This is a genomic window from Azospirillum sp. CT11-132, assembly GCF_047302835.1.
Classification (GTDB): Bacteria; Pseudomonadota; Alphaproteobacteria; order Azospirillales; family Azospirillaceae; genus Azospirillum.
On sequence record NZ_JBGLZA010000001.1, the window covers coordinates 339,852 to 364,427 of the forward strand.

The 24,576-nt window shown below is 68.3% G+C and carries 22 protein-coding genes; 8 read left to right on the forward strand and 14 right to left on the reverse strand.

Annotated features, from left to right (window positions below; translation table 11 throughout):
- Positions 1–54: 54 nt before the first annotated feature.
- From ACCD06_RS01495 to ACCD06_RS01505, 3 genes are read right to left on the reverse strand one after another with little or no spacing between them, the layout of a single operon-like run.
- Complete coding sequence (locus tag ACCD06_RS01495; protein ID WP_413338216.1) at positions 55–891, reverse strand: ABC transporter ATP-binding protein; 837 nt, start codon at positions 889–891, stop codon at positions 55–57.
- Between the two features lie 25 nt (positions 892–916).
- Positions 917–1,750 (reverse strand): ABC transporter permease, encoded by an 834-nt coding sequence (locus ACCD06_RS01500; protein WP_136702400.1) that lies wholly within the window; start codon positions 1,748–1,750, stop codon positions 917–919.
- A gap of 28 nt (positions 1,751–1,778) precedes the next feature.
- Positions 1,779–2,780 (reverse strand): ABC transporter substrate-binding protein, encoded by a 1,002-nt coding sequence (locus ACCD06_RS01505; RefSeq protein ID WP_413338219.1) that lies wholly within the window; start codon positions 2,778–2,780, stop codon positions 1,779–1,781.
- A 328-nt stretch (positions 2,781–3,108) separates the two neighbouring features.
- Between ACCD06_RS01505 and ACCD06_RS01510 the strand changes: the two genes are divergently transcribed.
- Positions 3,109–3,975 carry a 3-hydroxybutyryl-CoA dehydrogenase gene (locus tag ACCD06_RS01510; protein WP_413338221.1) on the forward strand — a complete coding sequence of 289 codons (867 nt, stop codon included), beginning with the start codon at positions 3,109–3,111 and terminating at the stop codon, positions 3,973–3,975.
- A gap of 141 nt (positions 3,976–4,116) precedes the next feature.
- On the opposite strand, the gene ACCD06_RS01515 is transcribed toward ACCD06_RS01510, so the two are convergent.
- From ACCD06_RS01515 to ACCD06_RS01545, 7 genes are read right to left on the reverse strand one after another with little or no spacing between them, the layout of a single operon-like run.
- On the reverse strand, positions 4,117–5,226 hold the full coding sequence (locus ACCD06_RS01515; protein WP_413338223.1) for a glycosyltransferase: 1,110 nt from the start codon (positions 5,224–5,226) through the stop codon (positions 4,117–4,119).
- Positions 5,223–6,317, reverse strand: a complete 1,095-nt coding sequence (locus ACCD06_RS01520; RefSeq protein WP_413338225.1) for a glycosyltransferase — start codon at positions 6,315–6,317, stop codon at positions 5,223–5,225. Before ACCD06_RS01520 ends, ACCD06_RS01515 begins: the two co-directional genes overlap by 4 nt.
- Positions 6,314–7,438, reverse strand: a complete 1,125-nt coding sequence (locus ACCD06_RS01525) for a glycosyltransferase (protein WP_413338227.1) — start codon at positions 7,436–7,438, stop codon at positions 6,314–6,316. Before ACCD06_RS01525 ends, ACCD06_RS01520 begins: the two co-directional genes overlap by 4 nt.
- On the reverse strand, positions 7,435–8,586 hold the full coding sequence (locus ACCD06_RS01530) for a glycosyltransferase family 4 protein (protein ID WP_413338229.1): 1,152 nt from the start codon (positions 8,584–8,586) through the stop codon (positions 7,435–7,437). The genes ACCD06_RS01525 and ACCD06_RS01530 overlap by 4 nt, the downstream gene beginning before the upstream one ends.
- Positions 8,571–9,875, reverse strand: a complete 1,305-nt coding sequence (locus tag ACCD06_RS01535; RefSeq protein WP_413338231.1) for a TIGR04295 family B12-binding domain-containing radical SAM protein — start codon at positions 9,873–9,875, stop codon at positions 8,571–8,573. Before ACCD06_RS01535 ends, ACCD06_RS01530 begins: the two co-directional genes overlap by 16 nt.
- Entirely contained in the window at positions 9,875–10,942 is a 1,068-nt protein-coding gene (locus tag ACCD06_RS01540) for an NAD-dependent epimerase/dehydratase family protein (protein WP_413338233.1), read from the reverse strand. Before ACCD06_RS01540 ends, ACCD06_RS01535 begins: the two co-directional genes overlap by 1 nt.
- Positions 10,939–12,051: an NAD-dependent epimerase/dehydratase family protein gene (locus tag ACCD06_RS01545; protein WP_413338235.1), complete on the reverse strand. Its 1,113-nt coding sequence runs from the start codon at positions 12,049–12,051 to the stop codon at positions 10,939–10,941. The genes ACCD06_RS01540 and ACCD06_RS01545 overlap by 4 nt, the downstream gene beginning before the upstream one ends.
- 439 nt (positions 12,052–12,490) lie before the next feature.
- Between ACCD06_RS01545 and ACCD06_RS01550 the strand changes: the two genes are divergently transcribed.
- The 6 genes from ACCD06_RS01550 (at position 12,491) to ACCD06_RS01575 (ending at position 18,494) form a co-directional block, all read left to right on the forward strand.
- Positions 12,491–13,495 carry an inositol-3-phosphate synthase gene (locus ACCD06_RS01550; protein WP_413338237.1) on the forward strand — a complete coding sequence of 335 codons (1,005 nt, stop codon included), beginning with the start codon at positions 12,491–12,493 and terminating at the stop codon, positions 13,493–13,495.
- A gap of 8 nt (positions 13,496–13,503) precedes the next feature.
- Positions 13,504–14,112, forward strand: a complete 609-nt coding sequence (locus ACCD06_RS01555; RefSeq protein ID WP_413338239.1) for a histidine phosphatase family protein — start codon at positions 13,504–13,506, stop codon at positions 14,110–14,112.
- A complete protein-coding gene (locus ACCD06_RS01560; protein ID WP_413338241.1) occupies positions 14,109–14,894 on the forward strand; it encodes a TIGR04290 family methyltransferase in 786 nt (261 codons plus the stop codon). The genes ACCD06_RS01555 and ACCD06_RS01560 overlap by 4 nt, the downstream gene beginning before the upstream one ends.
- Positions 14,891–15,820, forward strand: a complete 930-nt coding sequence (locus ACCD06_RS01565) for a beta-xylosidase (RefSeq protein WP_413338243.1) — start codon at positions 14,891–14,893, stop codon at positions 15,818–15,820. The genes ACCD06_RS01560 and ACCD06_RS01565 overlap by 4 nt, the downstream gene beginning before the upstream one ends.
- Positions 15,821–15,920: 100 nt before the next feature.
- The gene (locus tag ACCD06_RS01570; protein WP_413338245.1) at positions 15,921–17,339 is read left to right on the forward strand and encodes an alginate export family protein; all 1,419 of its coding nucleotides are present in this window, start codon (positions 15,921–15,923) and stop codon (positions 17,337–17,339) included.
- A gap of 90 nt (positions 17,340–17,429) precedes the next feature.
- Positions 17,430–18,494: a potassium channel family protein gene (locus tag ACCD06_RS01575; RefSeq protein WP_413338247.1), complete on the forward strand. Its 1,065-nt coding sequence runs from the start codon at positions 17,430–17,432 to the stop codon at positions 18,492–18,494.
- On the opposite strand, the gene ACCD06_RS01580 is transcribed toward ACCD06_RS01575, so the two are convergent.
- Positions 18,482–19,561 carry a saccharopine dehydrogenase family protein gene (locus tag ACCD06_RS01580; protein ID WP_413338249.1) on the reverse strand — a complete coding sequence of 360 codons (1,080 nt, stop codon included), beginning with the start codon at positions 19,559–19,561 and terminating at the stop codon, positions 18,482–18,484. The genes ACCD06_RS01575 and ACCD06_RS01580 overlap by 13 nt on opposite strands.
- A gap of 240 nt (positions 19,562–19,801) precedes the next feature.
- On the opposite strand from ACCD06_RS01580, the gene ACCD06_RS01585 reads away from it, so the two are divergent.
- A complete protein-coding gene (locus ACCD06_RS01585; protein ID WP_413338251.1) occupies positions 19,802–20,590 on the forward strand; it encodes an NlpC/P60 family protein in 789 nt (262 codons plus the stop codon).
- Here the strand turns inward: ACCD06_RS01585 and cobA are convergent.
- From cobA to nirD, 3 genes are all read right to left on the reverse strand, one after another.
- Entirely contained in the window at positions 20,486–21,298 is an 813-nt protein-coding gene (gene cobA, locus ACCD06_RS01590) for a uroporphyrinogen-III C-methyltransferase (protein WP_413338253.1), read from the reverse strand. The genes ACCD06_RS01585 and cobA overlap by 105 nt on opposite strands.
- A gap of 223 nt (positions 21,299–21,521) precedes the next feature.
- Positions 21,522–24,161 (reverse strand): molybdopterin-dependent oxidoreductase, encoded by a 2,640-nt coding sequence (locus ACCD06_RS01595; protein WP_413338255.1) that lies wholly within the window; start codon positions 24,159–24,161, stop codon positions 21,522–21,524.
- 34 nt (positions 24,162–24,195) lie between these two features.
- Positions 24,196–24,573, reverse strand: coding sequence for a nitrite reductase small subunit NirD (gene nirD / locus ACCD06_RS01600; protein ID WP_109155647.1), 378 nt, complete (start codon positions 24,571–24,573; stop codon positions 24,196–24,198).
- Positions 24,574–24,576: the final 3 nt, after the last annotated feature.

The window sequence follows — 24,576 nt, forward strand, 5'->3', positions numbered from 1 at the left end:
GAAAAGGGCGCCCACACCGGGGCGCCCCTCCTTTGCCGTCCTGTCCGCCGTCCCTCAATCCGCCGTAATCGACCGGATCTCGTCCTGGCTGAAGCGCTGCTGCTCCTCCATCACCATCTGGGACAGCTCGCGCTTCAGGCGGTTGAACTCCGAGGCGGAGCCGTCGCGGGGACGCGGCATGTCGACCAGCACGTCGCGCTTGATGGTGCCCGGCCGGTAGGTCATCACGATGATCCGGTCGGCCAGATAGATGCTCTCCTCGATGGAGTGGGTGACGAACAGGATGGTCTTGCCGACCTCCTCCCAGATGCGCAGCAGCTCGTCCTGAAGGGTGCGGCGGGTCAGGGCGTCGAGCGCGCCGAACGGCTCGTCCATCAGCAGGATCGGGCTGTCGAGCGCCAGCACGCGGGCGATGGCGACGCGCTGGCGCATGCCGCCCGACAGATCCTTGGGGAAGCGGTTGCGGAAGTCCTGCAGGTGCAGCTTCTGCAGCAGCCACTCCACCCGCTCCGCGATCTCGGCCTTGGACATCCCCTTGATCTCCAGGCCGAAGGCGACGTTCTGCGCCACCGTCATCCAGGGAAACAGGGCATATTCCTGGAACACCATGCCGCGGTCGGGACCGGGTTCGGTGATGGTGCGGCCATCGACGGTGACGGTGCCCTTCGTCGGCGGCTGGAACCCGGCCACCGCGTTCAGCAGCGTGGACTTGCCGCAGCCCGATGGCCCCAGCAGGCAGACGAACTCGCCCTTGCGGATGTCGAGGTCGATGTTCTGCAGGGCGACGATCTTCTGCGCACCGACGGAGAAGGTCTTCTCCACCCCGCGCACCTGGATCTGCACGGGCGCGGCGTCGGGAACGGGCGTGGTGTCGGCAACGGTCTTCAGCATGGACATCATCTCCAGTCCCTCCCCATCAATTCTCAAGCCCGCGGTGCCAGCGCAGCAGGTGGTTGTTCAGGCGGTTCATGCCGATGTCGATGGCGAGACCCAGCAGGCCGATGGTGAACATCCCGGCGATGATCTTGTCCGACCACATGAACTCGCGCGCTTCCAGGATGCGGAAGCCGAGGCCGGAGTTGACGGCGATCATCTCCGACACGATGACGACGATGAAGGCGGTGCCGATGCCGATCCGGGCGCCGGCCAGGATATAGGGGGTGGCGGCCGGCAGGATGACGCGGACGAACATGGTCAGCCGGCCGGCGCCCAGGTTGCGGGCGGCGCGCAGATAGATGCCGTCGACATGGCGCACCCCGGCGATGGTGTTCATCAGCACCGGGAAGAAGGCGCCGATGGCGATCAGAAAGATTGCCGGCGGGTTGCCCAGCCCGAACCACAGGATCGACAGCGGGATGTAGGCGATGGGCGGGATCGGCCGCAGCACCTGCATCAGCGGATCGAACAGCGCGTAGATGCGCGGATTGCCGCCCATGGCGAGACCCAGCGGAAGGGCCAGCCCGGCGCCGACGGCGAAGCCCAGCACCACGCGGTACAGGCTGGACCAGGCGTCGAACAGCATCTCGCCCGACAGCGCCCACAGGATCCAGCTGGATTGCGCCGGATCATAGGGCTCGGTCGGCAGCAGATAGGCCCACCAGCGCTCCACCACCGCGACGGGCGACGGCAGAACCACCTGGTTGATCAGGCCGGAACTGGACAGGGCCTGCCACAGCGCGATGGCGAGGACCGGAACCAGGGCGCCGCGCGCGACGGCGGCGGGCGAGAAACGGGGCTTGGCTTGGGACATCGGGCGTCCTCCTTCCGCTGGGTGTGGCTCAGTTCGCCTTCACGGTGCCGGCATCAGCCGCCTTGGTGGCGGCCTTCGCCTTCTCCAGCAGGTCCAGCTTCACCCAATCCTCGGCCTTCGGCGGGGTGTCCATGCGGCCGACGCCGAACTTCTGCATCATGTCGGTCGTGACCTGCACATGATGGACCGAGATGTCGTAGCTGTAGGGCGAGTTGCCGATGGCGTCCTTGAAGTCCTGGCTGCTCAGCTGGCCCTTGAACATCTTCTCGCGGACATAGGTCTCGGCCAGATCAGGGTTGGCGATGAAGGTCGCCGTCGCCTCGACGAAGCAGCGGACCAGCCGCTGGGCGACGTCCGGCTTCTTCTTGTAGAAATCCTCGGTGACCACCAGCGACCGCACCGGCTCGCCCAGCTCGGTGTCGTAGGGCTTCACCACCTCGACGCCGAAGCCCTTGTTGATGGCCTGGCTCGACTGCGGTTCGGACTGCGACATGGCGTCGATGCTGCCGGCCAGCAGGGCCTGATTCATGTCGGCGTAGGCCATGTAGACGATCTGCACGTCCTTGCCCGGACGGTCGGACCAGCTCAGCCCATGCTTCGACAGCTCGGCCAGCAGGATCAGCTCCTGGGCGCCGCCGCGCGGGGTGGCGACCTTCTTGCCCTTCAGGTCGGCGATGCTCTTGATGCCGGCGTCCGGCTTGGCGACGATGCGGGCGCCACCCTTGGCGAAGCCGGCCACCGCATAGATCGGCACGCCGGACGCGCGGCCGGCGATGGCGGCGTCGACGGCGCTGGCGGCGACGTCGATCTCGCCCGCCACGATGGCCGGCAGGATGTCGATGCCCTTGGCGAAGACCCGCTCTTCGATCTTCAGGTCGTACTTGCCGGCGATCTCCTTCATGTAGGAAACCGCGCCGTAATGGGCGAATTTCAGGTTGCCGAGTCGGACCAGATCGGCGGCCGAGGCGGCCTGGGTGGCGAGCGCGGCGGCGGCGAAGGCGGTGGCGGCAAGCAGGGTCTTCCTGAGCATCTGGTCTCTCCCATGGGGCTTGGTCCGCGACCCGTCGCCGCGGTTGACCAGGAAGAGAGCAAGCGCCGTGCCATAATCAGTTCGCTGCGCAAACAGTTGAAAAGCCTGGACCCGGCCTTTCCGGCCACAGATCCTTTCGGCGGAAATCCGCCGTCCCGGCTCCAGCGGTCGGCGGATTTCCGCCGATGGCAGGGCTGCGTCAGGTCGCCGCGCCGGGCGGAAGCCCGCCTTGCCGCATACGACAAGTCATCGCAGCGCAACGAAAAAACGTGTAGAAGATGCTGCATCTGCGAACCAACGCACGCGCTCAACGATAGGGACAAGAAACATGGCCGAGAGCATGGGAATCGAGACCATCGGCGTCATCGGCGCCGGACAGATGGGTAACGGCATCGCCCAGGTCTGCGCCGTCGCCGGCCTGACGGTGGTGATGACCGACATCTCCGAGGCAGCGGTGCAGCGCGGCCTGTCGACCGTCGCCAGCAGCCTGGACCGTCTGGTCAAGAAGGAGAAGATGACCGCCGCCGACCGCGAAGCGGCCCTGGCGCGCATCACCGCCACCACCGACAAGTCGAAGCTGGCTGCTTGCGATCTGGTGATCGAGGCCGCGACCGAGAACGAGGACCTGAAGGTCAAGATCCTGAAGGATCTCTGCGCGACCCTGAAGCCGGAGGCGCTGGTCGCCACCAACACCTCGTCGATCTCCATCACCAAGCTGGCGACGGCCACCGACCGTCCGGACCGCTTCATCGGCCTGCACTTCTTCAACCCGGTGCCGCTGATGGCGCTGTTGGAGATCATCCGCGGCATCCAGACCAGCGACGACACCCACGCCAAGGCGATGGCCTTCGCCAAGCGCGTCGGCAAGTCGCCGATCACCGCGAAGAACAGCCCCGGCTTCGCCGTCAACCGCATCCTGTGCCCGATGATCAACGAGGCGATCTTCGCGCTGCAGGAAGGCATCGCCACGGCCGAGGACATCGACGCCGGCATGAAGGCCGGCTGCAACCACCCGATCGGCCCGTTGGCGCTCGCCGATCTGATCGGTCTGGACACCATGCTGTCGGTGATGGAGGTCTTCTATGAAGGCTTCAACGATCCGAAGTACCGCCCGGCCCCGCTGCTGAAGGAGATGGTCGACGCCGGCTTCCTCGGCCGCAAGACCGGCCGCGGTTTCTACGACTACAGCAAGTGAGCTAAGGGGGTGGGGGAAGTTAGACCCCCACCCTAACCCTCCCCCGCTCTCAGCGGACCTACGGTCCGCCTGTCGCGTCAGCACAAAGCGAAGCTTTGTGCGAGAGCTTCGCAGGGGAGGGGACTGCCGCCACTGTTCCGCTCAAGCGCCTGCCCCCTCCCCCGCACAGCGGGGGAGGGTTGGGGTGGGGGCACGCCCGCGCTCCGCCGCCGCGACCAGTTCGCGCTCCAGCGTCTCGGCCCGGTGCGCCGCGGTGTGCGCGGCCAGGATGCGCCGACGCGCCTGCTCGCCGATCTCGCCCTCCGCCGCCGGGCGGCGCAGCACCTCCAGCACCTCGCCGGCGCTTTCGGCCAGGATGATCTCCCGCCCCGGCTCCAGCAGCGTGTCGATGCCGTCCCAGATGTCGGAGATGATCGGCGTGGCGCAGGCTGCCGCTTCGAACAGGCGGACGCTGGGGCTGTAGCCGGCGCGGATCATGTCCTCGCGCGTCACGTTCAGCGTGAAGCGGCTCGCCGCATAGAAGGCCGGGTGGTCGGCCGGCGGCACATGGTGCAGCCGCTCGACATTCGCCGGCCAGACGATGTCGTCCGGGTATTGCGGCCCGGCCACCACGAAGCGCAGCTCCGGCGCCCGGCGGGCCGGTTCCAGCAGCAGGCGGTCCAGCGTCGGCTGGCGGTCGATGCTGTAGGTGCCGAGATAGCTGAGGTCCCAGCGCTTGGGCACCGGCATCGGCGCATAGGCCTCCGCATCCACCGAGCAATAGAGCGCCCTTGCGGCAGGCGACCCATACTGCCCCATCAGCCGGTCGAGCGTCGGCCCGCCGGTGAAGGAGAAATACACATCAAAGCCGGGGATGATCTCCGGGGCGAGATACTCGTAATCGCCGCGCTCCAGCTTCGCCAGCGTCACCGGCGTGTCGATGTCGTAGAAGACCACCGCGCCACGCGCCGTCTCCTGCGCCCAGCGGCCGACCGCCACGCCCTCCGGCACATAGGATCCCACCAGCACCGCATCGGCCCCGGCAACGGCGGCGGTGAAACGCTTCAGATCCTCAAGGTCGCTGTAGAGGGCCAGCTCGCACCAGCCCGGATTCGGCAGGTCGCGGTTGTTCGCGTACCAGGGAACGTCCCGCTCCAGGAACAGGATCTCGTGCCCGCGCGCCGCGAAGGATTTCAGCAGCGCGCGGAAGGTGGTGGCATGCCCGTTCCCCCAGGAGGAGGACAGGCTGAGCCCCAAAACGACCAGCTTCATGCCGCGCTCCGTTCCCGGCGGGCGGCCAGCGCGCCGCGCAACAGCTGGTCCACCTCGACCGCCCGGCGGGCATAGGTGTGGCCGGCCAGGATGCGGCGCCGCGCCGCCTCGCCGATGGCACGGGAGCGTTCCGGCGTCAGGGCGCGCAGATGCTCGGTCACGTCCTGTCCGTCGCGGGCCACCAGCACCTCGTCGTCCGGGGCCAGGAACAGCTCCACCCCCTCCCAGGCGTCGGTGATCAGGCAGGCGCCGGCACCGGCCGCCTCGAACACGCGGGTGGCGGGGGAGAAGCCGACCTCCGCCATGCTGTCGCGGGCGATGTTCAGCACCGCCTTGGCCGAGGTGTTGAAGGCATTGTGGTCGGCGGTGCCGACATGGCCGATGTGGGTGACGTTGGCCGGCAGCCCCTTGGTCTCCCAGCCGCTGCCGCCGATGATGTAACGGGCATCCGGATTGCGCGCCGCCGGCTCCAGGAAGAAGCGCTCCACCCGCGCCTCGCGGTCGGGCAGCCGGTTGCCGAGGAAGTTCAGGTCGGCGCGGAAGCGGTCCTGCGGCGGCACCGGATGGTGGGTCGACGGGTCCAGCGCGTTGTAGACCGGCCGGCAGACCGGCGCCCCCATCGCCTCATAGGCCGTCACCACCGACGGCCCGCCGCCATAGGTCAGCACGAAGTCCAACTCCGGCAGGCGGCGGCGCAGCACATGGTCGGGCGCCTGCCGCAGCTCCGCCAGAGTCGCCGGGGCGTCCACGTCCCAATAGATGCGCAGCGCCTGCGGGTTGGCGGCATCCATCACGCCGTCCAGCAGTTCGTCGTCGAAGACGCCGACGCCATTCGCCTTCACCACCACGTCGGCCTTCACCGCTTCGGCGATCACCGCACGGCAGGCCTCGGGCGTGGCGTCATAGACGACAACCTTGGCGTAGTCCGGCGGCTCGATGTCACGGTGCTTCTGGCGGTCGAAGGCGTCCGGCTCGTAAAAGGTGATGTCCCAGCCATGCTTGGCCAGTTCGCTCAGCATGCCGCGGTAATAGGTGGCCGCGCCGTTCCAGTAGGAGGACAGCAGGCTGGACCCGTAAAAGGCCATCTTCATCGGGCGGACTCCTCGAGAACCGGTTCTTTTTCATTGCCGCGCAGGCTGCCGACGATGGTCAGCAGCTCGTCCACGCGATGGGCGCAGGTGTGACGGGCGCGGATCGTCTCCAGCCCGTTGCGGATCAGCTCGGCGCGCAGCCCCTCGTCCCGGTCGATGGCGCGCAGGTGGGCGGCCATTTCCTCGCCGTCGCGAGCGAACAGGAAATCGCGGCCGGGGCGGAACAGCCCTTCCGCATCGCTCCACGGCGCGCTGACCAAGGGGATGCCGCAGGCCAGCGCCTCGAACACGCGGATGGTCGGGATGCCCGGCAGCAGGTCGACATAGAAGCGGCGCGGCACATGGACGGTGACGCGGTGGCGGGCGAAGATCTCCGGCGCCCGAGCGTTCGGCAGCCAGCCCTTGTAGGCGATGCCGTAGCGCTTCAGCGTCGCCAGCGCGGCGGCCGGATAGCGCACGCCGTAGATCTCCAGTGGCAGCCCGGCGTCCCTGGCCGGTGCGAACAGGAAGCGTTCAAGCTCCTCCGTCCGCTCGCCGTCGCCCCAATTGCCGATCCACACCGCGCCTTCACGCGACCCTTCCTCGGCCGGCGGATGGAACAGGCGGATGTCGGCCGCCTCGTGCCAGACGAAGACGCGGCCTTCCCAGCCCCAGCGGCGGTAGACGGCGGCGAGCGTCTCGCCGAAGGCCAGCACGCCGTCATAGCCGGACAGGTCGAAGGCGTTGATCGCCTCAGGCTCGCTGACCGCGCGGTGGTGGGTGTCGTGGAACAGCAGGGTGAAGCGCCCGCCGCGCTTGCGCGCTTCGCCCACCGCCGCGACCAGCGCCGGGTCGTTCCATTCATGAACGATCACAAGATCGGCACCATCGCAAGCCGCCTCCACGTTGAAGCCCTTCGGCATAGCCCGCGACGACAGTTCCGGATACAGCGTGCGATAGGCCTCCAGCCCCGCCTCGCCATGGTCGGCAAGCAGGTTTTGCAGGCTCCAAGCCCCTTCCGGTTCCAGCACCTGCACATCATGGCCGCGGGCGATCAGGTCGCGCAGGACGCCGCGCAGGAAATGGGCGTTGCCGTGGTTCCAGCAGGAGGCCAGCGAATGGGTGAAATAGACGATCCTCACGCGATCACCTCCGAACGCACGGGATGCGTCACCGACCAATAGACGTAGAGCATCCCGGCGGTGAGCCGGTCCATGTCATAGCGGGCGGAGCGGCGGCGGGCGGCGGTGCCGAGCCGCCGGGCCTCCAGCGGGTCGTCGAGCAGCCGGCGCAGGGTCGCGGCCAGCGCCTTGGCATCGCCCGGATCGGCGAAGATGGCGGCGCCGTCCCATAACTCGCGGAAGCTGGCGATGTCCGACAGCACCAGCGCGCAGCCGGCCTGCGCCGCCTCCAGCACCGTCAGCCCGAAGGGCTCGTAGAGCGGCAGGGAGGCGAAGACCGGCGCCCGCGCCATCCATCCGGCGACCGACGCGCCGTCCAGCCGCCCCAGCGCCCGCGCATGCCCCAGCGCCACGCGATGCCCGGTCGGGCTTTCCAGCGACCCGGCGGCGAAGACCGGCACATCCAGCAGCTTCGCCGCCGCGTCCAGCAGCGCGACGTTCTTGCCGCAATCCCACAGCCGCCCGGCAGTGAAGACGAAGCGCTCCCGCCCCATCGCGGCCCGCCGCGGTCCGGCCTTGCGGGCATAGCGCCCGTTGCGCACCACCACCGGCGCCGCCACGCCATACAAGGCGGCGGTCGCTTCGGCAAAGGCGGCACTGGGCGCCACCAGCACGTCGCAGGCCTGATAGCCGCGGCGCAGCAGCTCCGTCCGCCAGCGGAAATCCTCCGGCATCCCGCCGCCGCGCACCGCCACCCACCAGCTCGCCATGCAGGAATGGCAGACGCCGACGACCGGCATGGTGAAGCCGGCGTCGGCGGCCAGCGCCGGACTGTTCAGATGCACCACGTCGGGACCGAGCCGCGCGGCCAGATCGCCCAGCGCCTCCGCCGTGCGGCGCACGGCCGCCTCGTCGGGGGCGGTCCAGTCCAGGGCCAAGCCGGTGTCGATCAGTTCCAGCCCGTCCACCGCCGCGGCGGCGGCGATCTGGTCGGGGTGGGGCGACGGCCCCAGCACCGCCAGCGTCACCCGCGTCCCCTGCCCTGCCAGTTCACGCGCCAGATCCAGCGCATAGGTCCACACCCCGCCGACACTGTCGGCCGTCATCAGCACGTATGGGGGTTCTGCAGGCAGCGGTTTCTTCTGGGCACCAGTCAGCGGCAGGAGCATGCCGCCTCCAGTTCCGTCAGCGGCAAGGGCTCGTCCTCCTGGATGTCGCTCAGGCGTTCGAACTGGCCAAGGTAATGCTCGTGTGCCCGCTCCCACGCCCGGTCGTCCGGCTCGCCCCACAGGCGGCGGTAGTCCGGCGATGCCGGATAGGGATAGAGCGGCACCGGGTCGTTGGCCCACACCCCGGCGGCCAGCAGCTTCTCCCGCCAGGTCTTGACCATGTCGGCGTCGTCGCCGGCCATGGCGATCAAATTGGCCTGGACGAAGGGCACGCTGCGCCGGGCATGGATCAGCCGGTCGGCCAGATCGTCGGTGCTCATCCGGCATTTCTTGTCGAGCGAGGCGCGGCCTTCCTCGGTCAGGCTTTCCACCCCGGCCTCGATCGAGACGCAGCCGGCCGCGCCCAGGAGGTCGAGCATGTCCGGCTTCCACAGATCGATGCGCGTCTGCACGCCGAACTGGATCGGCCGCTCCACCAGCGCTTCCAACAGGTCGCGCCGGGGCAGGAAGATTTCGTCGATGAAATAGACATAGCGGACGCCGGCCGCGATCAGCCCGTCGATCTCCTCCAGGATGATGGCGGTGTCGCGCCGCCGGTACTGGTCGCGGAAATCGATCTTGGCGCAGAAGCTGCAGTTGTAGGGGCAGCCGCGCGACGCCTCCACCTCCGCCCCCGGCCCGACCGGCTCGGTGCCATAGCGGTGGTGGTGGTGCGGATGGCGCTGCAGCCACTCCACCGGCCAGGATTGCGCCGGCAGATCGGTGAAGCGCGCCGCGTGCGGCCCGCCGGTCACCACCAGATCGCCGTCGCGGCGGAAGGCCAGTGCCGGAATGTCGTCCAGCGCCCCACCGTCAACCATCGTGTCAGCCAGTTTGGCGACGATCTCCTCGCACTCCCCGCGCACCACCAGATCGACGCCGAGCTTGCTCAGCGTCGGAGCCGGGGTGGTGGAGCCGTGCGGCCCGACCGCGATGGTCCGCCCGCCCCGGCCGTCGAGCGCCGCCAGGAACTCGCGCGGCACCCGCAGCTCCGGCTGGGCGCAGCGCCAGAACAGGTAGGTCGGCGCCGTGGTCAGCACGGTCATGGTGGGGGCGAACGCGGCGACCCGCTCCGCCATCTCCGCGTTCGACAGGCCGTCCAGTGCGCCGTCGAGCATCAGCACCTCGTGCCCGCCCTGCTCCAGCAGCGCTTTGCTGTATCCCAGCTCCAGCGGCAGATGCGCTTCGCGGCATCCGAAATAGATGCTGTGGTCGAAGCTCCAGGCCGGGTTGACCAGCGCGACCCTCATCAGGCCGCCTCCACCGACGGGGCGGCTTCGGGCAGGCCGCTCTTCTCCGCCCGCAGCCATTCGGCCAGCAGAGCCACGCCGCGCTTCCACTCCGTCGGCGCGGCCAGTCCCAGCGCGTCGCGCACCGCGCGGGTGTCCGACACGTAATAGCGCTGGTCGCCCGCCCGCCAGTCGCCGTAGCTGACCTCCACCTTGCGGCCCATCAGATATTCGATGTGCGCGATCAACTGGCGCAGGCTGATGGCGTTCGCCGCCCCGCCGCCCAGGTTGAAGGCGCGGCCCTTCACCTGCTCGATCCGCTCCCAGGCAGAGACATAGGCCTGCACCGTGTCGGCGGCGAACAGCACGTCGCGCACCTGCCGGCCGTCGCCGTAGATGGTGATCGGCTCGCCGTTCAGCGCGCGGATCAGGAAATGGGCGACCCAGCCCTGATCCTCCGTTCCCATCTGGCGCGGGCCATAGATGCAGCTCATCCGCAGCACGGCGGTCGGCAGGTCGAAGCTGCGGGCATAGTCCAGCACATACTGGTCCGCCGCCCCTTTCGAGCAGCCATAGGGGGTGTGGAAGTCGAGCGGCCGGGCCTCCGACACGCCATGCGCGCGGATCGCCGGATCCACCGGCGCATAGGCGTCGTTCACCAGTTCCAGGGGCACGTCGGCGAGGTCGCCATAGACCTTGTTGGTGCTGGCGAAGATCACCGGCGTGCGCCGGCCGGTTCGGCGCACCGCCTCCAGCAGGGACAGCGTGCCGCGGATGTTCACCTCGAAATCGTCGACCGGGTCGACCATGCTGGTGGTCACCGCCACCTGGGCGGCCAGATGGAACACCGCCTTGGCGTCCTTCGCCGCATCGGCCAGCGCCTGTTCGGCGCGCAGGTCGGCGATGACGGCGCTGATGCGCGACGGGTGACGGGCCTGCAGCCAGCGCAGGTTCCGCTCCACCCCCGGACGGCGCAGCGCGTCGTAGATCAGCACGTCATGCCCGTCCGACGCCAGCCGGTCGGCAAGGTTCGATCCGATGAATCCGGCGCCGCCGGTGATCAGAATCGGGTTCTTGGTGCCGCTCATGCCACCAGACCCCGCTCTTCCAGTTCGCGGCGGGCGTCGGCGACGCGGTCCTGCGCCTCCTGCCGGGCGACCCACTCGGCCAGCTCGGCGAGCCCTTCGGAGAAATCCTCCTTCCGCTCATAACCCAGCACGGTGCGCGCCTTGGTCAGGTCGGGGATGTTGTGGCGGATGTCGCCGGCGCGCGCCTTGCCGGTGATCTCCGGCGACAGGTCGGCGCGGCCCATCGAGGCGGCCTGCAACAGCGCCACCTCCTCCACCGTGCGCTCCTCGCCGGAGCCGATGTTGAACACCTCGCCGTTGGCCGCCGGGTTATCGAGCGCCAGCAGGAAGGCGCGGGCGACGTCGCGGACATGGACGAAGTCGCGGCGCTGCTGCCCATCCTCGAAGATCATCGGGCGCTGGCCATTGGCGATGCGGGAGGCGAAGATCGCCAACACACCGGTGTAGGGGTTCGACAGCGCCTGCCCCGGCCCATAGGCGTTCCACAGGCGAAGGGCCGATCCCTCCATCCCGTACTGGGCGGTCAACGTCAGGGTCAGCCGTTCCTGCACATATTTGCCGATGGCATAGACCGACTTCAGCGCCGGGCGCTTGCTTTCCGGGGTGCGCACCGGCACCAGCGGCCGGCCCTGCTGGTCCAGCGGATCCCAGGTCCCATCCGGATTGCGGGCGCCGCGGACGACGTCCTCCATCAGCGTGCCGTCGGCGGTGCGGTACAGCCCCTCGCCATAGATGCTCATCGACGAAGCGACGACCACCCGGCGCACCGGCTTGTCGATCAGGCGCTGGAACAGCACGGCGGTGCCGTAGTCGTTCACCGAGGTGTAGCGGTCGACCGCATACATGCTCTGGCCGACGCCGACTTCGGCCGCGAGGTGGATCACCGAATCAACGCCTTCCAGCGCCTGGGCCACCATCGCCTCGTCGCGCACGTCGCCGACCAGCAGCTCCACGTCGGGGTCCAGTTCATCGGGGCGCTGCTGCGTCGGGTGCACCTGTTCGATCAGGCTGTCCAGAACCCGGACACGGTCGCCGCGGGCAAGCAGGGCCTTGGCGACGTGGCGGCCGATGAAGCCGGCTCCGCCAGTGACGAGAACGGTCTCTCCCACAAGTCCCTCCGAGGAATTTCAAACATTCTTGACGTTGACGTGCGGAAACAAGGGGCAGGGCCTGCGGACATCGACACCGCGAGCCCCCCGCTCGTCCCCGCAAGTTGCCCAGGGCACCCTGTGCGGTTTTATTTCAGGACCGGCTCGCAACTCATTGTCGGAGTCACGTCGGCCGTACTGTCGACGTTAACACCGGCGTGAAAAATTGCGCACCTCGTCCAAAAGGCTTGCTACCAACGACCGATCTTCCGATGACTCCTTTTAAAGTCTACAAATATCCGCGCTCCGTGAAATGACGTGCATTTAAGGACGGGAGATCTCAGTGACTGGGAAAAAGCTCCGGGTAGCAATCGCTGGCGTCGGAAATTGTGCATCATCTTTTGTACAAGGGATATGCTATTATGCTGACGCCAAAGCCAATGAGCCGCCACCGGGGCTTATGACTGTCGATCTTGGCGGTTATCACGTTGGAGACATCGAGATTTCTGCGGCCTTCGATGTTGCAGCCTCAAAAGTGGGTTTTGATGTCGGAGAGGCTATTTTCGCACCTCCAAATAATACTTTCCGCTTCGCCAAGCCGCCGCGCTTCGGCGTGCAGGTCGACCGTGGGCCGACGCTGGACGGCATAGGAAAATACCTCGCCGGTGACATCACCGAATCGGAGCAGCGGCCGGTGAACGTGGCGGAAACGCTGCGCCGCACCGGCACCGACATCCTGGTGTCCTACCTGCCGGTCGGGTCGCAGCAGGCCACGGAATTCTATGCCGAACAGGCGCTGGAGGCTGGCTGCGCCTTCGTCAACTGCATACCCGTCTTCATCGCTTCCAACCCCGTCTGGGCACGGCGCTTCGCCGAGCGCGGGCTGCCGATCATCGGCGACGACATCAAGAGCCAGGTCGGCGCCACCATCGTCCACCGCATGCTGGCCAACCTGTTCCGCGAGCGCGGCGTGCGGCTGGACCGCACCTACCAGCTGAATTTCGGCGGCAACACCGACTTCAAGAACATGCTGGAACGCGAGCGTCTGGAATCGAAGAAGATCTCCAAGACCCAGGCCGTCACCAGCCAGCTCGACGTGCCGCTCGATCCGGATGACGTGCATGTCGGCCCCAGCGACCATGTGCCGTGGCTGACCGACCGGAAATGGGCGCATATCCGGCTGGAAGGCACCACCTTCGGCGGCGTGCCGCTGAATGTGGAGCTGAAGCTGGAGGTCTGGGACAGCCCCAATTCCGCCGGAATCGTCATCGACGCGGTGCGCTGTGCCAAGCTGGCGCTGGATCGCGGCATCGCCGGCCCGCTGGTCGGCCCGTCCAGCTACTTCATGAAGTCGCCGCCGGAACAGTTCACCGATCATGAAGCGCGGGAGCGCACGCTGCGCTTCATCGCCGGCGAGCCGCCTATGGATTTCCCGCGGGAGCCCAAGCCGACCCGCCTGATGTGAGCGGCGGCATGGAAACCATCTTCATCCTGATCCGCCACGGCTCGCACGACCGGCTGGGCTCGGTCCTGTGCGGCCGCATGGCCGGCGTGACGCTCAGCGCCCAGGGCCGGGCGGAGGCCGACACGCTGGCCGACCGCCTGTCGGGACAACGCCTGGCCGCCGTGCTGTCCAGCCCGCTGGAACGCGCGATTGAGACCGCCACCCCCATCGCCGAACGGCAGTCCCTTCCCCTGACCATCGAACCGACGCTGAACGAACTCGACCTCGGCGCCTGGAGCGGCAAGCGGTTCGAGGAACTGCACGGCGACCCCGCCTGGGACCTGTGGAACCGGGCGCGCAGCCATGGCCGCCCCACCCCCGGCGACACGCCCGGCGAGTCGATGGCGGAGGCGCAGAACCGGATCGCGGCGCTGCTCGACCGGCTGCGCCGCGCCAACCCCGGCGGCATGCTGGCCCTGGTCAGTCACGGCGACATCATCAAGGCGGCGCTGGCCCACGCCATGGGCCTGCCGCTGGATTTTTACGGACGATTCGAAATCAGCCCGGCTTCCCGCAGCGTCCTGATCGCCGGTGATTGGGGGCTGAAGGTCCACAGCATCAACGAGGGTGCGGCATGACGAGCCTGACGGCCGACCAGATCCGCGAACGGGTGGCCGAACTCGGCGACTGGTTCCACAACATCGACCTCAACGGCGTGCGCACGGCGCCCAACCATTTCCTCAACGACTACCCGAACGTGAAGTGGAAGCGCTTCGAGCATGCGGTGCCGAAGGATCTGACCGGCCGCACCGTTCTCGACATCGGCTGCAACGGCGGCTTCTACTCCATCGAAATGAAGCGCCGTGGCGCCGACCGGGTGGTCGCCATCGACTTCGACGACCGCTATCTGGCCCAGGCGAAATTCGCCGCCGAAGTGACCGGCCAGGACATCGAGTTTTACAAGATGTCGGTCTATGACGTCGCCAAACTCGGCGAAAGCTTCGACGTCGTGCTGTTCATGGGCGTGCTCTATCACCTGCGCCATCCGCTGCTGGCGCTCGACCTGATCCACGACCATGTCGCCAAGGATCTGATGATCTTCCAGTCGATGCAGCGCGGCTCGGCCGAGGTGGCGCCGGTGCGCGCCGACTACGACTTCTTCGAACAGGATCACTTCGACGATCCCGGCTATCCGAAGCTGCATTTCATCGAACACGAATACGCCCGCGACTGGACCAACTGGTGGGCGCCCAACGCCGCCTGCGCCGAGGCCATGCTGCGCAGCGCCGGCTTCGCCATCACCGAACATCCGGAACGCGAGGTCTATGTCTGCCGCCGGGTCGACCGCCCGACCGAGGCCGGTGCGGTGTATCCGGCCCAGCCCAAAGAAGACGCCGTGAAGAAAGGGACCGAGGGATGATCGAAGCCGCCAAGATCTGGAACGAGCCGAACAACAAGTCGCACTGGGATCCCAACCTCGACCCCGAATGGGACCTGTTCGCCCGCATGACCATCCTGGCCGGGCAGGCGATCCGGGCGGAGAACTCCACCATCACCCGCGTGCTGGGCGGCATGTCCCCCATCGACCCGTCCTTCGTCCGCCGGCTCGATGAGCGCGGCGTGCTGGAGGAGGTGGACGTGGTGGCGGTCCACGGCTTCCCGCTCGACTGGAATCTCTGGCAGATCCACGAGTGGCCGAACAAGATCGACGAGATCCGCACCGTCACGGACAAGCCGATCTGGGTGACCGAGGCCGGCGTCTCCTCCTTCGGCGCCGAAGAGGTGCAGGCCTGGGGCGTCAAGCGTACCGCCGAGCTATTGATCGGCAAGGTGCCGCGCATCCACTGGTACAGCCTGTACGACCTGCCCAGCCACTGGGAGGCCACCACCCGCCACAAGGAGGCGGAGGGGTCGTCCTACTACCGCCATTTCCACATGGGGCTTCTGCGCGCCGACGGCACGCCGAAACCGGCGGTGGAGGCCTTCGCCCCCTATGCCGGCCAGATGGGCATCTGCCAGTGGTTCCATTACGAGGATCACCGGCTTGACGAGGCGGTGGCGTGGCTGAAGCGGCTGGGTGTCCGCCACCTGCGCACCGGCCTGTCCTGGGCCGACAGCTTCCGCCCCAATGCGCTGGATTGGTTCGACCGCCAGATGGAGGCGCTGGCCGATTTCGAGGTGACCGTCACCTTCTGCTTCACCCCGGAACACCGCGGCGTCGAACCCCACCACACCAGCCCGCCCCAGGTGGCGGAGGAGTTCGCCGAGTTCTGCGCCGCGATGATCCGCCGCTACGGCACCACGCGGACGGCCGATTCGGCAGCGTCGATGGCGGCGGTGGGGTAAGCCGCGCGCAGAACCGGCAAAAGCGGTTCGGAAGGAGCAATCACGCCACCGGGCATCTCCCTAGGATCGGTGCAGTCCAGCGCCCTAACGGAGATGCCCCATGTCGGCCCGCCTTCGCGCGGCGGCGGTTGCCCTTTTGCTGTGGATCGGTCCGGCCTATGCGGCCCAATCGACAAATCCACCGCCGCTGACCAACACCCGCTTCGACGAGGATTACCGCTACCTGCTCTCGCCCGAGGCCCGCTCCGGCGCCTTTTGGGAGCGGTTCAAGGCCATCCCGGTCACCGGCGACGGCACCGCCTCGCTCTCAACCGGCCTGGAGCTTCGCCTGCGCGGCGAGGCGATCCGCAACAGCAGCTGGGGCCAGGACGAGCCGCGCAACGACGCCTACGGACTGTGGCGCGCCCTGCCCTATGCCGACCTGCGCGTCGGCCAGAGCCTTCGCCTGTTCGGCCAGCTCATCATGGCCGGCACGGCGGGCAAGCTGGACCCGCTGGCGCCGCCGGACGCCGACCGCATCGACCTGATGCAGGGCTTCGCCGACCTGAACGCCCCGCTCGGTGATGCCCAGGGCACGCTGCGCGTCGGCCGCCAGATGCTGGCTTATGGGTCAGAACGGCTGATCTCCATCCGCTATGGCGCCAACGTGCCGCGCTCCTTCGATGCGGTGAAGGGGATCGTCACCGCCGGACCCTGGCGGATCGACGCCTTCCTCGGCCGCCCGGTCCAGCCGACGCCGGAGCTGTTCGACGACGGCCGCGACGCCAAGCGCACGGCATGGGCGCTCTACGCCACTCGCCCGCTTGATTTCGGTTGGACCGACAGCGCCGGGCTTGATGCCTACTACATCGGCTACCGCAACCGCCGCGCCAGCTTCGACTCCGGCAGGGGTAACGAACTGCGCCACACCATCGGCCTGCGCAGCTTCGGCAAGGCCGCCGGCTGGGATTGGAACTGGGAGGCGATGGGCCAGTTCGGCCGCTTCGCCAATAATTCCTCTGGGGGCGGGTCCATCCGTGCCTGGTCGCTCGCCACCGACAGCGGCTATCGCTTCACCACGCTGCCGTTGCAGCCCCGCCTCAGCCTGAAGGCCAACATCGCCAGCGGCGACGGCAATCCCCGCGACGACCGGCTGGAGACCTTCAACCCCCTGTTCCCGCGCGCCCAATATTTCGGCGAGCTGACGCCGATCGGTCCCTATAACCTGATGAACCTGCACCCGACGCTCGACCTCGCCCTGACCGACGAGTTCAGCCTGTCCGCCTCCGCCATCGCCTATTGGCGGGAGAGCCTGGACGATGGGGTGTACGACCTGACCGGCGGCCTGCTGCGCTCCGGCGCCGCGTCACGGGCGCGCTATGTCGGCACCCAGGGCGAACTGGTGCTGTCCTACAGCTCCGGCCGCTCCTTCGAGGGGCTGGTCTCCTATTCGCTGTTCCGCCCCGGTCCCTTCCTGAAGGACAGCGGCCCGGCCAAGACCATCCATTTCGCCGGCATGGAAGCGGTCTTCAAATTTTAAAGGCGCGGCTCCCGCGACCCGAACGCGGTTTCGCGCGTTCAGACTATCGGGCGGAAAGCCCGAACGGACGAACAGCGGAAACAGGATCCGGTGGAGCGGCGAATACAGGACAGAAGACGAGGCAGGCCGTCCCTGAAGAAGGGGCGGCTTCTCCATGTCCGCTCCGGCCTGTCGGCGGAAAAGACCCTGCTGCTGCGCATCGGGATCGTCGCCGTCCTGATCGCGCTGGTCATCGCGGTGTTCTGGTTCGACCGTGACGGACTGAAGGACCAGATCGACGGCACCATCAGCTTTCCCGACATCCTCTATTTCGCCATGATCACGGTGACCACCGTCGGCTATGGCGACATCGTGCCGGTCAGCCACTCCGCCCGCCTGATCGACGCCTTCGCCGTCACCCCCATCCGCATCTTCATCTGGTTCATCTTTCTCGGCACCGCCTACGAGCTGGTGGTGCAGAGGATCGTGGAGGAATTCCGATTGAGCCGCATTCAGAAGCAGTTGCAGGGCCACATCGTGCTGTGCGGCTTCGGGCACAGCGGATTCATCGCGGCGCAGGAGACCGTCGCGAAGGGCCATCCCGCCGACCACATCGTCGTCATCGACGATTCGGAGGACCGCATCCAGTTGGCCGCCGACGCCGGCTTCATCGGCCTTCTCGGCGACGGCACCAGCGAGGAGACGCTGACCAAGGCCTGCGTCGGCAAAGCCAAGGCGGTGATCGTCAGCACCGGGCGCGACGACACCACCATCCTGGTGATCCTGACCGTGCGCCACCTGTCCGCCGACACCAAGATCGTGGCGAACATCAGGCAGGAGGAGAACATCAAGCTCGCCAACCTCAGCGGCGCCGATCTGGTGGTGTCGCCGCCGAAGATCGGCGGCTACCTGATGGCCGACGCGGTGGAGACGCGCCACGCCACTCCCTTCCTGTGCGACCTGATGTCGACCGGCGGGCAGATGGTGCTCAGCGAACGCCGTGCGGAACCGGACGAGGTCGGCCTGACGATGGCGGAGGTCACCGGCGGCATGGTGGTGCAGGTGCACAGCCACGGCCGCAACATCCCCTTCACCGAACGCAACCGCTACATCATCCAGCCCCAGGACACGCTGCTGATCATCAGCCCGCCGGGCGACAGAGGTCAGCCCTTGTAATGCCGCCCGAAGCGGTTGTTCAGGAAGGCGTCCAGCGGCACCTGCTCCTGCCGGATGAAGCCGGCCTGCGGGATAGAGCCCTCGCGCAGCAGGTCCAGCACGGCGCAGATGCCGGCGGCGGTGGTGACCTGGATGGCGCTCCAGGTGCGGCCGGCGATCTGCTTGCTGTAGATCTTGGTGGCGAAGGTCTCCTGCCGCAGTTCGCCCTCCTGCACGCCGGTGGCGGTCGCCAGCACCAGAACCACGTCCTGCAGCGTCAGCGGCACCGCCGTCTCCAGCACGTCCTTCAGCAGGTGGCGCCGCTCGCCCAGCCGCAGGTCGCGGATCAGCAGGCGGACGATGTCGCGGTGGCCGGGATAGCGCACCGTCTTGTAATCGAGGTTCCGCACCTTGCCGGCCAGCGTCTCGCACAGCGACCCCAGCCCGCCCGAGGTGTTGAAGGCCTCGTAATCGACGCCGTCCAGCGCGAAGCGCTCGTCGCCCTCCAGCGGCATCACCTCGTGCGGGCGGCCGTCGACGATGGCCTCGCACGGGTTGCAGTATTCGTTGATCAGCCCGTCGGTGCTCCAAGTCAGATTGTACTTCAGGGCGTTGGTCGGATACTGCGGCAGGGCGCCGACCCTAAGGTGCAGGTTGTGCAGCTCGTCGAAGCGGCGGGCGAGGTCATGACCGACGATGGAAATGAAGCCGGGCGCCAGACCGCATTGCGGGATCAGCGCGCTGTTGGCGGTTTCCGCCAGCGACTTCACCTTGCGGGTGGCGGCGACATCCTCGGTCAGGTCCAGGTAATGGGCGCCGGCCGCGACGGCGGCGGTGGCGATGGCCGGGGTCAGGGTGAAGGGGCAGGCGCTCAGCACCGCATGCTGGCCGGCCATGGCGGCGCGCAGGGAATCGTGATCCTCCACATCGACGCGCATCACCCGCAGCCCGGCATGTTCGGCGCGGTACAGCAGCGCCTCGTCCCGGTCGCCGATGGTGACGGCGAAATCGTCGGTCTCGGACAGCAGCGTGCCGATCATCGACCCGATCTTGCCGGCCCCCAGAACCAGAACCTTCATCGTTGCCATCTCTCGCGCTCCTCTGTTCAGCCGTATCCGTGTTGGCGAGCCAAGCTGACGATTTGGCTCGCACACAAAAGGTGCCGGCGGATGTGGCCGGGCTGAACCGGGCAATGCGCCGGTCACGCTGGAGATTTCCGGCGGAATGACGGAGACTCCGTTGAAATGACGGATGCGCTTTATCCCTCGCGCAGCGTCGGCACCGGCGCTAAGGTCGCAGCCGGTTTTCACGAAGTCCGGCCCGCACCCATGACCACGCGCCAACTGACCGCCCCGCACGCCGTCCTGCTGGAGGAGCCGCAACAGGGCATCCCTCAGACCAGCGAGATGATCCGCGGCGAACGTTTCTGCATTCTGGAGGAGCGTGACGGCTGGCTGCGGGCGGAGAACGCCTTCGACGGCCATGTCGGCTGGCTGCCGCCGGGTACCGCGCATCGGGAGCCGGTGGCCCCCACCCACCGCGTGCGGGCTCTGCGCGCCGACCTGCACCCCGGACCGACGCACCGGGCGCCGCCGGTGGCGACGCTCAGCTTCGGGTCGCTGGTGACGCTGGACGGCCGGGCCGAGAATGGCTGGGTCGGCACCGACGACGGGCTTTGGCTGTTCGCGGGCTGGCTGGAGCCGGTGGACGCCCCTCCCGCGACCGACCATCTCGCCACCGCCCTGCGCTTCCTGGAGACACCCTATGTCTGGGGCGGACGCAGCAGCTTCGGCATCGACTGTTCCGGGCTGGCGCTGACCGCCATGGCGGCGGCCGGCGTGGTCTCCCACCACAGCAGCGGCATGCAGCGCAAGGACGAGCGGCTGGGGGCGTGGGTGTCCGACGATGGCCGCGACGTGGAGTATCGGCGTGGCGACATCGTCTTCTTCCCCGGCCATGTCGGGCTGATGGTGGACGGGGCGAACCTGCTGCACGCCACCGTCTTCACCATGTCAGTCGTGATCGAGCCGCTGAGCGAAGTCGCCAAACGCGCGGAGATCAATGGAGTCCGCCGTCCCGGCCAGGGCGTCCGCCGCCCCGACCTGACGCGGGCGTAGCGCCTCGCCCACCAGCAGCAGGGTCGGCCCCTTGCCGGCGGCCACCCCCTGCTCCGCCATGGCGCCGAGCGTCGTCCAGTAACGCCGCTCATCGGGCCGGCAGCCGTTTTCCACCGCCAGAACCGGCGTGTTGGCCGGCAGCCCGGCCCCTGTCAGGCCCTGGCCGACCGCGCGCGCCTGCTCGCGTCCCATATAGATCGCCAGCGTGCCCTGCGGATCGGCCAGCCGCGCCCAGTCGGGCTCGAACCGCTCGCCGTCGCGGCCATGGGCGGTGACGAAAGTGACGGCGCGCGACACCCCGCGCCGGGTCAGCGACAGCCCCGTCGAGGCCGCACAGCCGAGCGCCGCGGTGATGCCGGGGATGACGCGAACCGGAATGCCGAGGCTGTCGAGATGCTCGATCTCCTCGCCGGCGCGACCGAACACCATCGGATCGCCGCCCTTCAGCCGCACCACCCGCTTGCCGCGCCGGGCATGGAAGGCGATCAGCGCGTTGATCTCCCCCTGCGGCAGCGAATGCCGGCCGGAGCGTTTGCCGACGCAGATGCGCTCCGCCTTCGGGTTGGCGAGATCGAGAATGCCGTCGCCGACCAGCGCGTCATAGAGCACGACCTCGGCCGCGGCGAGCGCCTTCACCGCCGCGACGGTGAGCAGGTCCGGGTCGCCGGGACCGGCGCCGACGAGGCTTACGGTGCCTCCCCTGCCCATATCCCCCTCTCCCCCCCGGGGAGAGGGTTGGGGTGAGGGGGAAAACTTCTCCGAAAGACGAGCGAACATTGGGAATGTGGCGCGCAGCCAATCCCAGAAGGCCCCGCCGCGCATCCCCCTCACCCCGCCCCTCTCCCCGCTAACGGCGGACCAAAGGTCCGCCTGTCGCGTCAGCGCAAACGAAGTTTGCGCGTGAGCGGGGGGGAGAGGGAGGGTCTGGCCATCACGCCACTTCGCGCTGATGAGCATGACGAAGCACCTCCTTGAGTTCAGGCACGCAGGAACCACAATTCGTCCCGGCCTTCAACGCCGCACCGATCTCCGCCACGCTGGTCAGCTGCCGGTCGCGGATCGCCCCCACCAGCCGGTTGATGCCGACGCTGAAGCAGGCGCAGACGATCCGCCCCTCATCCGCTTGCCTGCCCGGCTCCCGCCCGGCAAGCAGCCCGGCCCGCGCGCCATCATCCAGCCCGTCGACCTCCAAGAGCCCGGCGAGCCAGCCACGCGGCGGCAGGCGCCCGTCGGAGGCGACGAACAAACAGGCCTCCAGCCGGTCCCCGTCCATCCAGGCCATCCGCAGACCGCCGCGCGCGTGGTCACGGAACTCCACCACCGCCTCGGCCGGGTCGAGACCGGGCAGCCACGCCGCAACATCGGGGATCGCCCCCGTCCCGGCCATCTCCACCAGATGTCCGCCGCTCACCGCCCGCCGCGCCCAATAGCCGCCATGCCCAGGTTCAACCACCCGGCGGGTCAGCAGGAAGGCGGTCCAGTGCGGCCGCCATGGCTCCACCGTCGCCGGCATCCGCTTCAGATCCGGCTGGCCGGAGACCGGGTCCACCGCCTCGTCGTCGATCAGCCGGCCGATGACACAGGCGCCGGTGAAGCGGTCGGTCCAATGCATCGGCAGGAAGATCGTGCCTTCGCTTTGGGCATCGGTGACGCGGACCCGCGCCAGCGCCTCCCCCGCCGCCGTGGCGATGCGAGCCAGCCCGCCATCGTCCACGCCCCGCGCCGCCGCATCCGCCGGGTGAATGTCCAGCCGCGGTTCCGGCACATGGGCCGACAGCCGCGCCGACAGTCCGGTGCGCGTCATCGTGTGCCACTGGTCGCGCAGCCGCCCCGTGTTCAGCAGCAAGGCACCGTCCGGCACCGCACGCGGCATCGGCTTCGCCGTCACCGCCAGCATCCGCGCCCGCCCGTCGGCGGTGAAGAATCGGCCGTCGCCGAACAGCCGCTTCTGCGGCTCGCCCCCGGCGCGCCAGGGCCAGGGGAAGGGCGCCAGGGCGTCGTAACCGGCATCATCCAGTCCGCTCAGCGCCCCGATGTCGAAGGCCCGCGAACCGCCATTCTCGAAATCCGACAGCGCCGCATGCTCGCGGAACACCGCGGCGGCGGTCTCATACGGAAAGGCCTCGGCGAAGCCCATCCGCCGCGCGACCTGCGTCACGATCCACCAGTCCGCCCGCGCCTCTCCCTCGCCATCCTTGAAGGCCCGCTGCCGCGAAATGGTGCGGTCGGAGTTGGTGACGGTGCCGTCCTTCTCGCTCCAGCCCTTGGCCGGCAGGCGGATATGGGCGAAGCGGCCGGTGTCGGTGTCGCGGATGCAGTCGGAGACCACCACGGTTTCACACTTCGCCAGCGCCCGGCGGACCCGCCCGGCGTCGGGCATGCTGACCGCCGGGTTGGTCGCCATGATCCACACTGCCTTGACCGAGCCGGCCTCGATGGCGCGGAACAGATCCACCGCCTTCAGCCCCGGCTTGTCCGCCATGCGCCGCGCCTGCCAGAAGCGGCCGACCCGCTCGACCTCTTCCGCCGTGAAGCCCATATGGGCGGCAAGCTGGTTCGCCAGCCCGCCGACCTCGCGCCCGCCCATGGCGTTCGGCTGCCCGGTGACGGAGAAGGGACCGCAACCCGGCCGGCCGGTGCGCCCGGTCAGGAAATGCACGTTCAGGATGGCGTTGACGGTGTCGCTGCCCTGGGACGACTGGTTGACGCCTTGCGAATAGACCGTCACCACCCGTTCCGTCGCCGCGAACTCGGCATAGAAGGCGGCGACCTCTGCCTCCGCCAGCCCGCAACGGCGGGCCACCGTCTCGATATCGGCCGCATCAGCGCGGGCGGCGGCCAGCGCCTCCTCCACCCCCTCGGCATGGGCGGCGACGAAGCCGGCATCGCGATGGCCCCGGCTGTCCAGATATGCCAGCAGCCCGTTGAACAGCACCGCGTCGGTCCCGGCGTTCAGCGCCAGATGACGGTCGGCGGCATCGACGCAATCGGTCCGCCGCGGATCGACCACGATGATGCGCGTGCCGCGCTCCGCCCTCGCCGCCAGCAGCCGCTGGTTCAGCACCGGGTGGCACCAGGCGAGGTTCGACCCCACCAGCACCACCAGATCGGTGCACTCGAAATCCTCGTAGCTCCCCGGCACCGCATCGGCGCCCAGCCCGCGCTTGTGCCCGACCACCGACGAGGCCATGCACAGCCGCGAGTTGGTGTCGATGTTCGCCGAGCCGATGAAGCCCTTCATCAGCTTGTTGGCGACGTAATAATCCTCGGTCAGCAGCTGGCCGGAGACGTAGAAGGCGACCGAGTCCGGCCCATGCTTGGCGATGGTGTCGGAAAACCGCCGAGCCACCTCGTCCAGCGCCTCGTCCCACGACACCCGCCGGTCCCCGATCTCGGGATGGAGCAAGCGCCCATCCGGCACCAGCGTGTCGGCCAGCGCCGATCCCTTGGAGCAGAGCCGTCCCCGGTTCGCCGGGTGGTCGGCATCGCCGCGTACGGTGACGGCGCCATCGGCCGAAACGCGCGCGATCACCCCGCACCCGACCCCGCAATAGGGACAGGTGGTCTTCACCTCCCGTTTCGGCCCGGAGGTTGGCTCCGCTCCATCAAACATGGCCGCAGGCCTTGCGGCAGCCGCCGCGAGACAGCTTGGCCTCGCCGAGCGCGATGGCAACGCTGCGCCCCTCGACCCGCACCGGAACATGGCCGGTGCGGCCCTCGTCGGGGGCGACGGCCTCGCCGGTCGCCAGCTCGATCACCCAATTGTGCAGCGGGCAGGTGACGCGGCGGCCATGGACGATGCCCTGGGACAGCGGCCCCTGCTTGTGCGGGCAGGCATCCTCCAGCGCGAAAACCTCGTCGGCCGCCGTGCGGAACAGGGCGATGTCGCCGCCGGGAGTGCGGACGACGCGCGAGCCCAGCACCGGGATGTCGTCGATGTTGCCGACCTGGGTCCAGACGGTTTCCATGATGATGCTGTCCATGAT

Bases quoted from the DNA above. Each gene is read 5' to 3' on its own strand.
- ACCD06_RS01495 (WP_413338216.1), bottom strand. From the start codon at position 891: ATGCTGAAGACCGTTGCCGACACCACGCCCGTTCCCGACGCCGCGCCC.
- ACCD06_RS01500 (WP_136702400.1), bottom strand. From the start codon at position 1,750: ATGTCCCAAGCCAAGCCCCGTTTCTCGCCCGCCGCCGTCGCGCGCGGC.
- ACCD06_RS01505 (WP_413338219.1), bottom strand. From the start codon at position 2,780: ATGCTCAGGAAGACCCTGCTTGCCGCCACCGCCTTCGCCGCCGCCGCG.
- ACCD06_RS01510 (WP_413338221.1), top strand. From the start codon at position 3,109: ATGGCCGAGAGCATGGGAATCGAGACCATCGGCGTCATCGGCGCCGGA.
- ACCD06_RS01515 (WP_413338223.1), bottom strand. From the start codon at position 5,226: ATGAAGCTGGTCGTTTTGGGGCTCAGCCTGTCCTCCTCCTGGGGGAAC.
- ACCD06_RS01520 (WP_413338225.1), bottom strand. From the start codon at position 6,317: ATGAAGATGGCCTTTTACGGGTCCAGCCTGCTGTCCTCCTACTGGAAC.
- ACCD06_RS01530 (WP_413338229.1), bottom strand. From the start codon at position 8,586: ATGCTCCTGCCGCTGACTGGTGCCCAGAAGAAACCGCTGCCTGCAGAA.
- ACCD06_RS01535 (WP_413338231.1), bottom strand. From the start codon at position 9,875: ATGAGGGTCGCGCTGGTCAACCCGGCCTGGAGCTTCGACCACAGCATC.
- ACCD06_RS01540 (WP_413338233.1), bottom strand. From the start codon at position 10,942: ATGAGCGGCACCAAGAACCCGATTCTGATCACCGGCGGCGCCGGATTC.
- ACCD06_RS01550 (WP_413338237.1), top strand. From the start codon at position 12,491: ATGACTGTCGATCTTGGCGGTTATCACGTTGGAGACATCGAGATTTCT.
- ACCD06_RS01555 (WP_413338239.1), top strand. From the start codon at position 13,504: ATGGAAACCATCTTCATCCTGATCCGCCACGGCTCGCACGACCGGCTG.
- ACCD06_RS01560 (WP_413338241.1), top strand. From the start codon at position 14,109: ATGACGAGCCTGACGGCCGACCAGATCCGCGAACGGGTGGCCGAACTC.
- ACCD06_RS01565 (WP_413338243.1), top strand. From the start codon at position 14,891: ATGATCGAAGCCGCCAAGATCTGGAACGAGCCGAACAACAAGTCGCAC.
- ACCD06_RS01570 (WP_413338245.1), top strand. From the start codon at position 15,921: ATGTCGGCCCGCCTTCGCGCGGCGGCGGTTGCCCTTTTGCTGTGGATC.
- ACCD06_RS01580 (WP_413338249.1), bottom strand. From the start codon at position 19,561: ATGGCAACGATGAAGGTTCTGGTTCTGGGGGCCGGCAAGATCGGGTCG.
- ACCD06_RS01585 (WP_413338251.1), top strand. From the start codon at position 19,802: ATGACCACGCGCCAACTGACCGCCCCGCACGCCGTCCTGCTGGAGGAG.
- cobA (WP_413338253.1), bottom strand. From the start codon at position 21,298: ATGGGCAGGGGAGGCACCGTAAGCCTCGTCGGCGCCGGTCCCGGCGAC.
- nirD (WP_109155647.1), bottom strand. From the start codon at position 24,573: ATGGACAGCATCATCATGGAAACCGTCTGGACCCAGGTCGGCAACATC.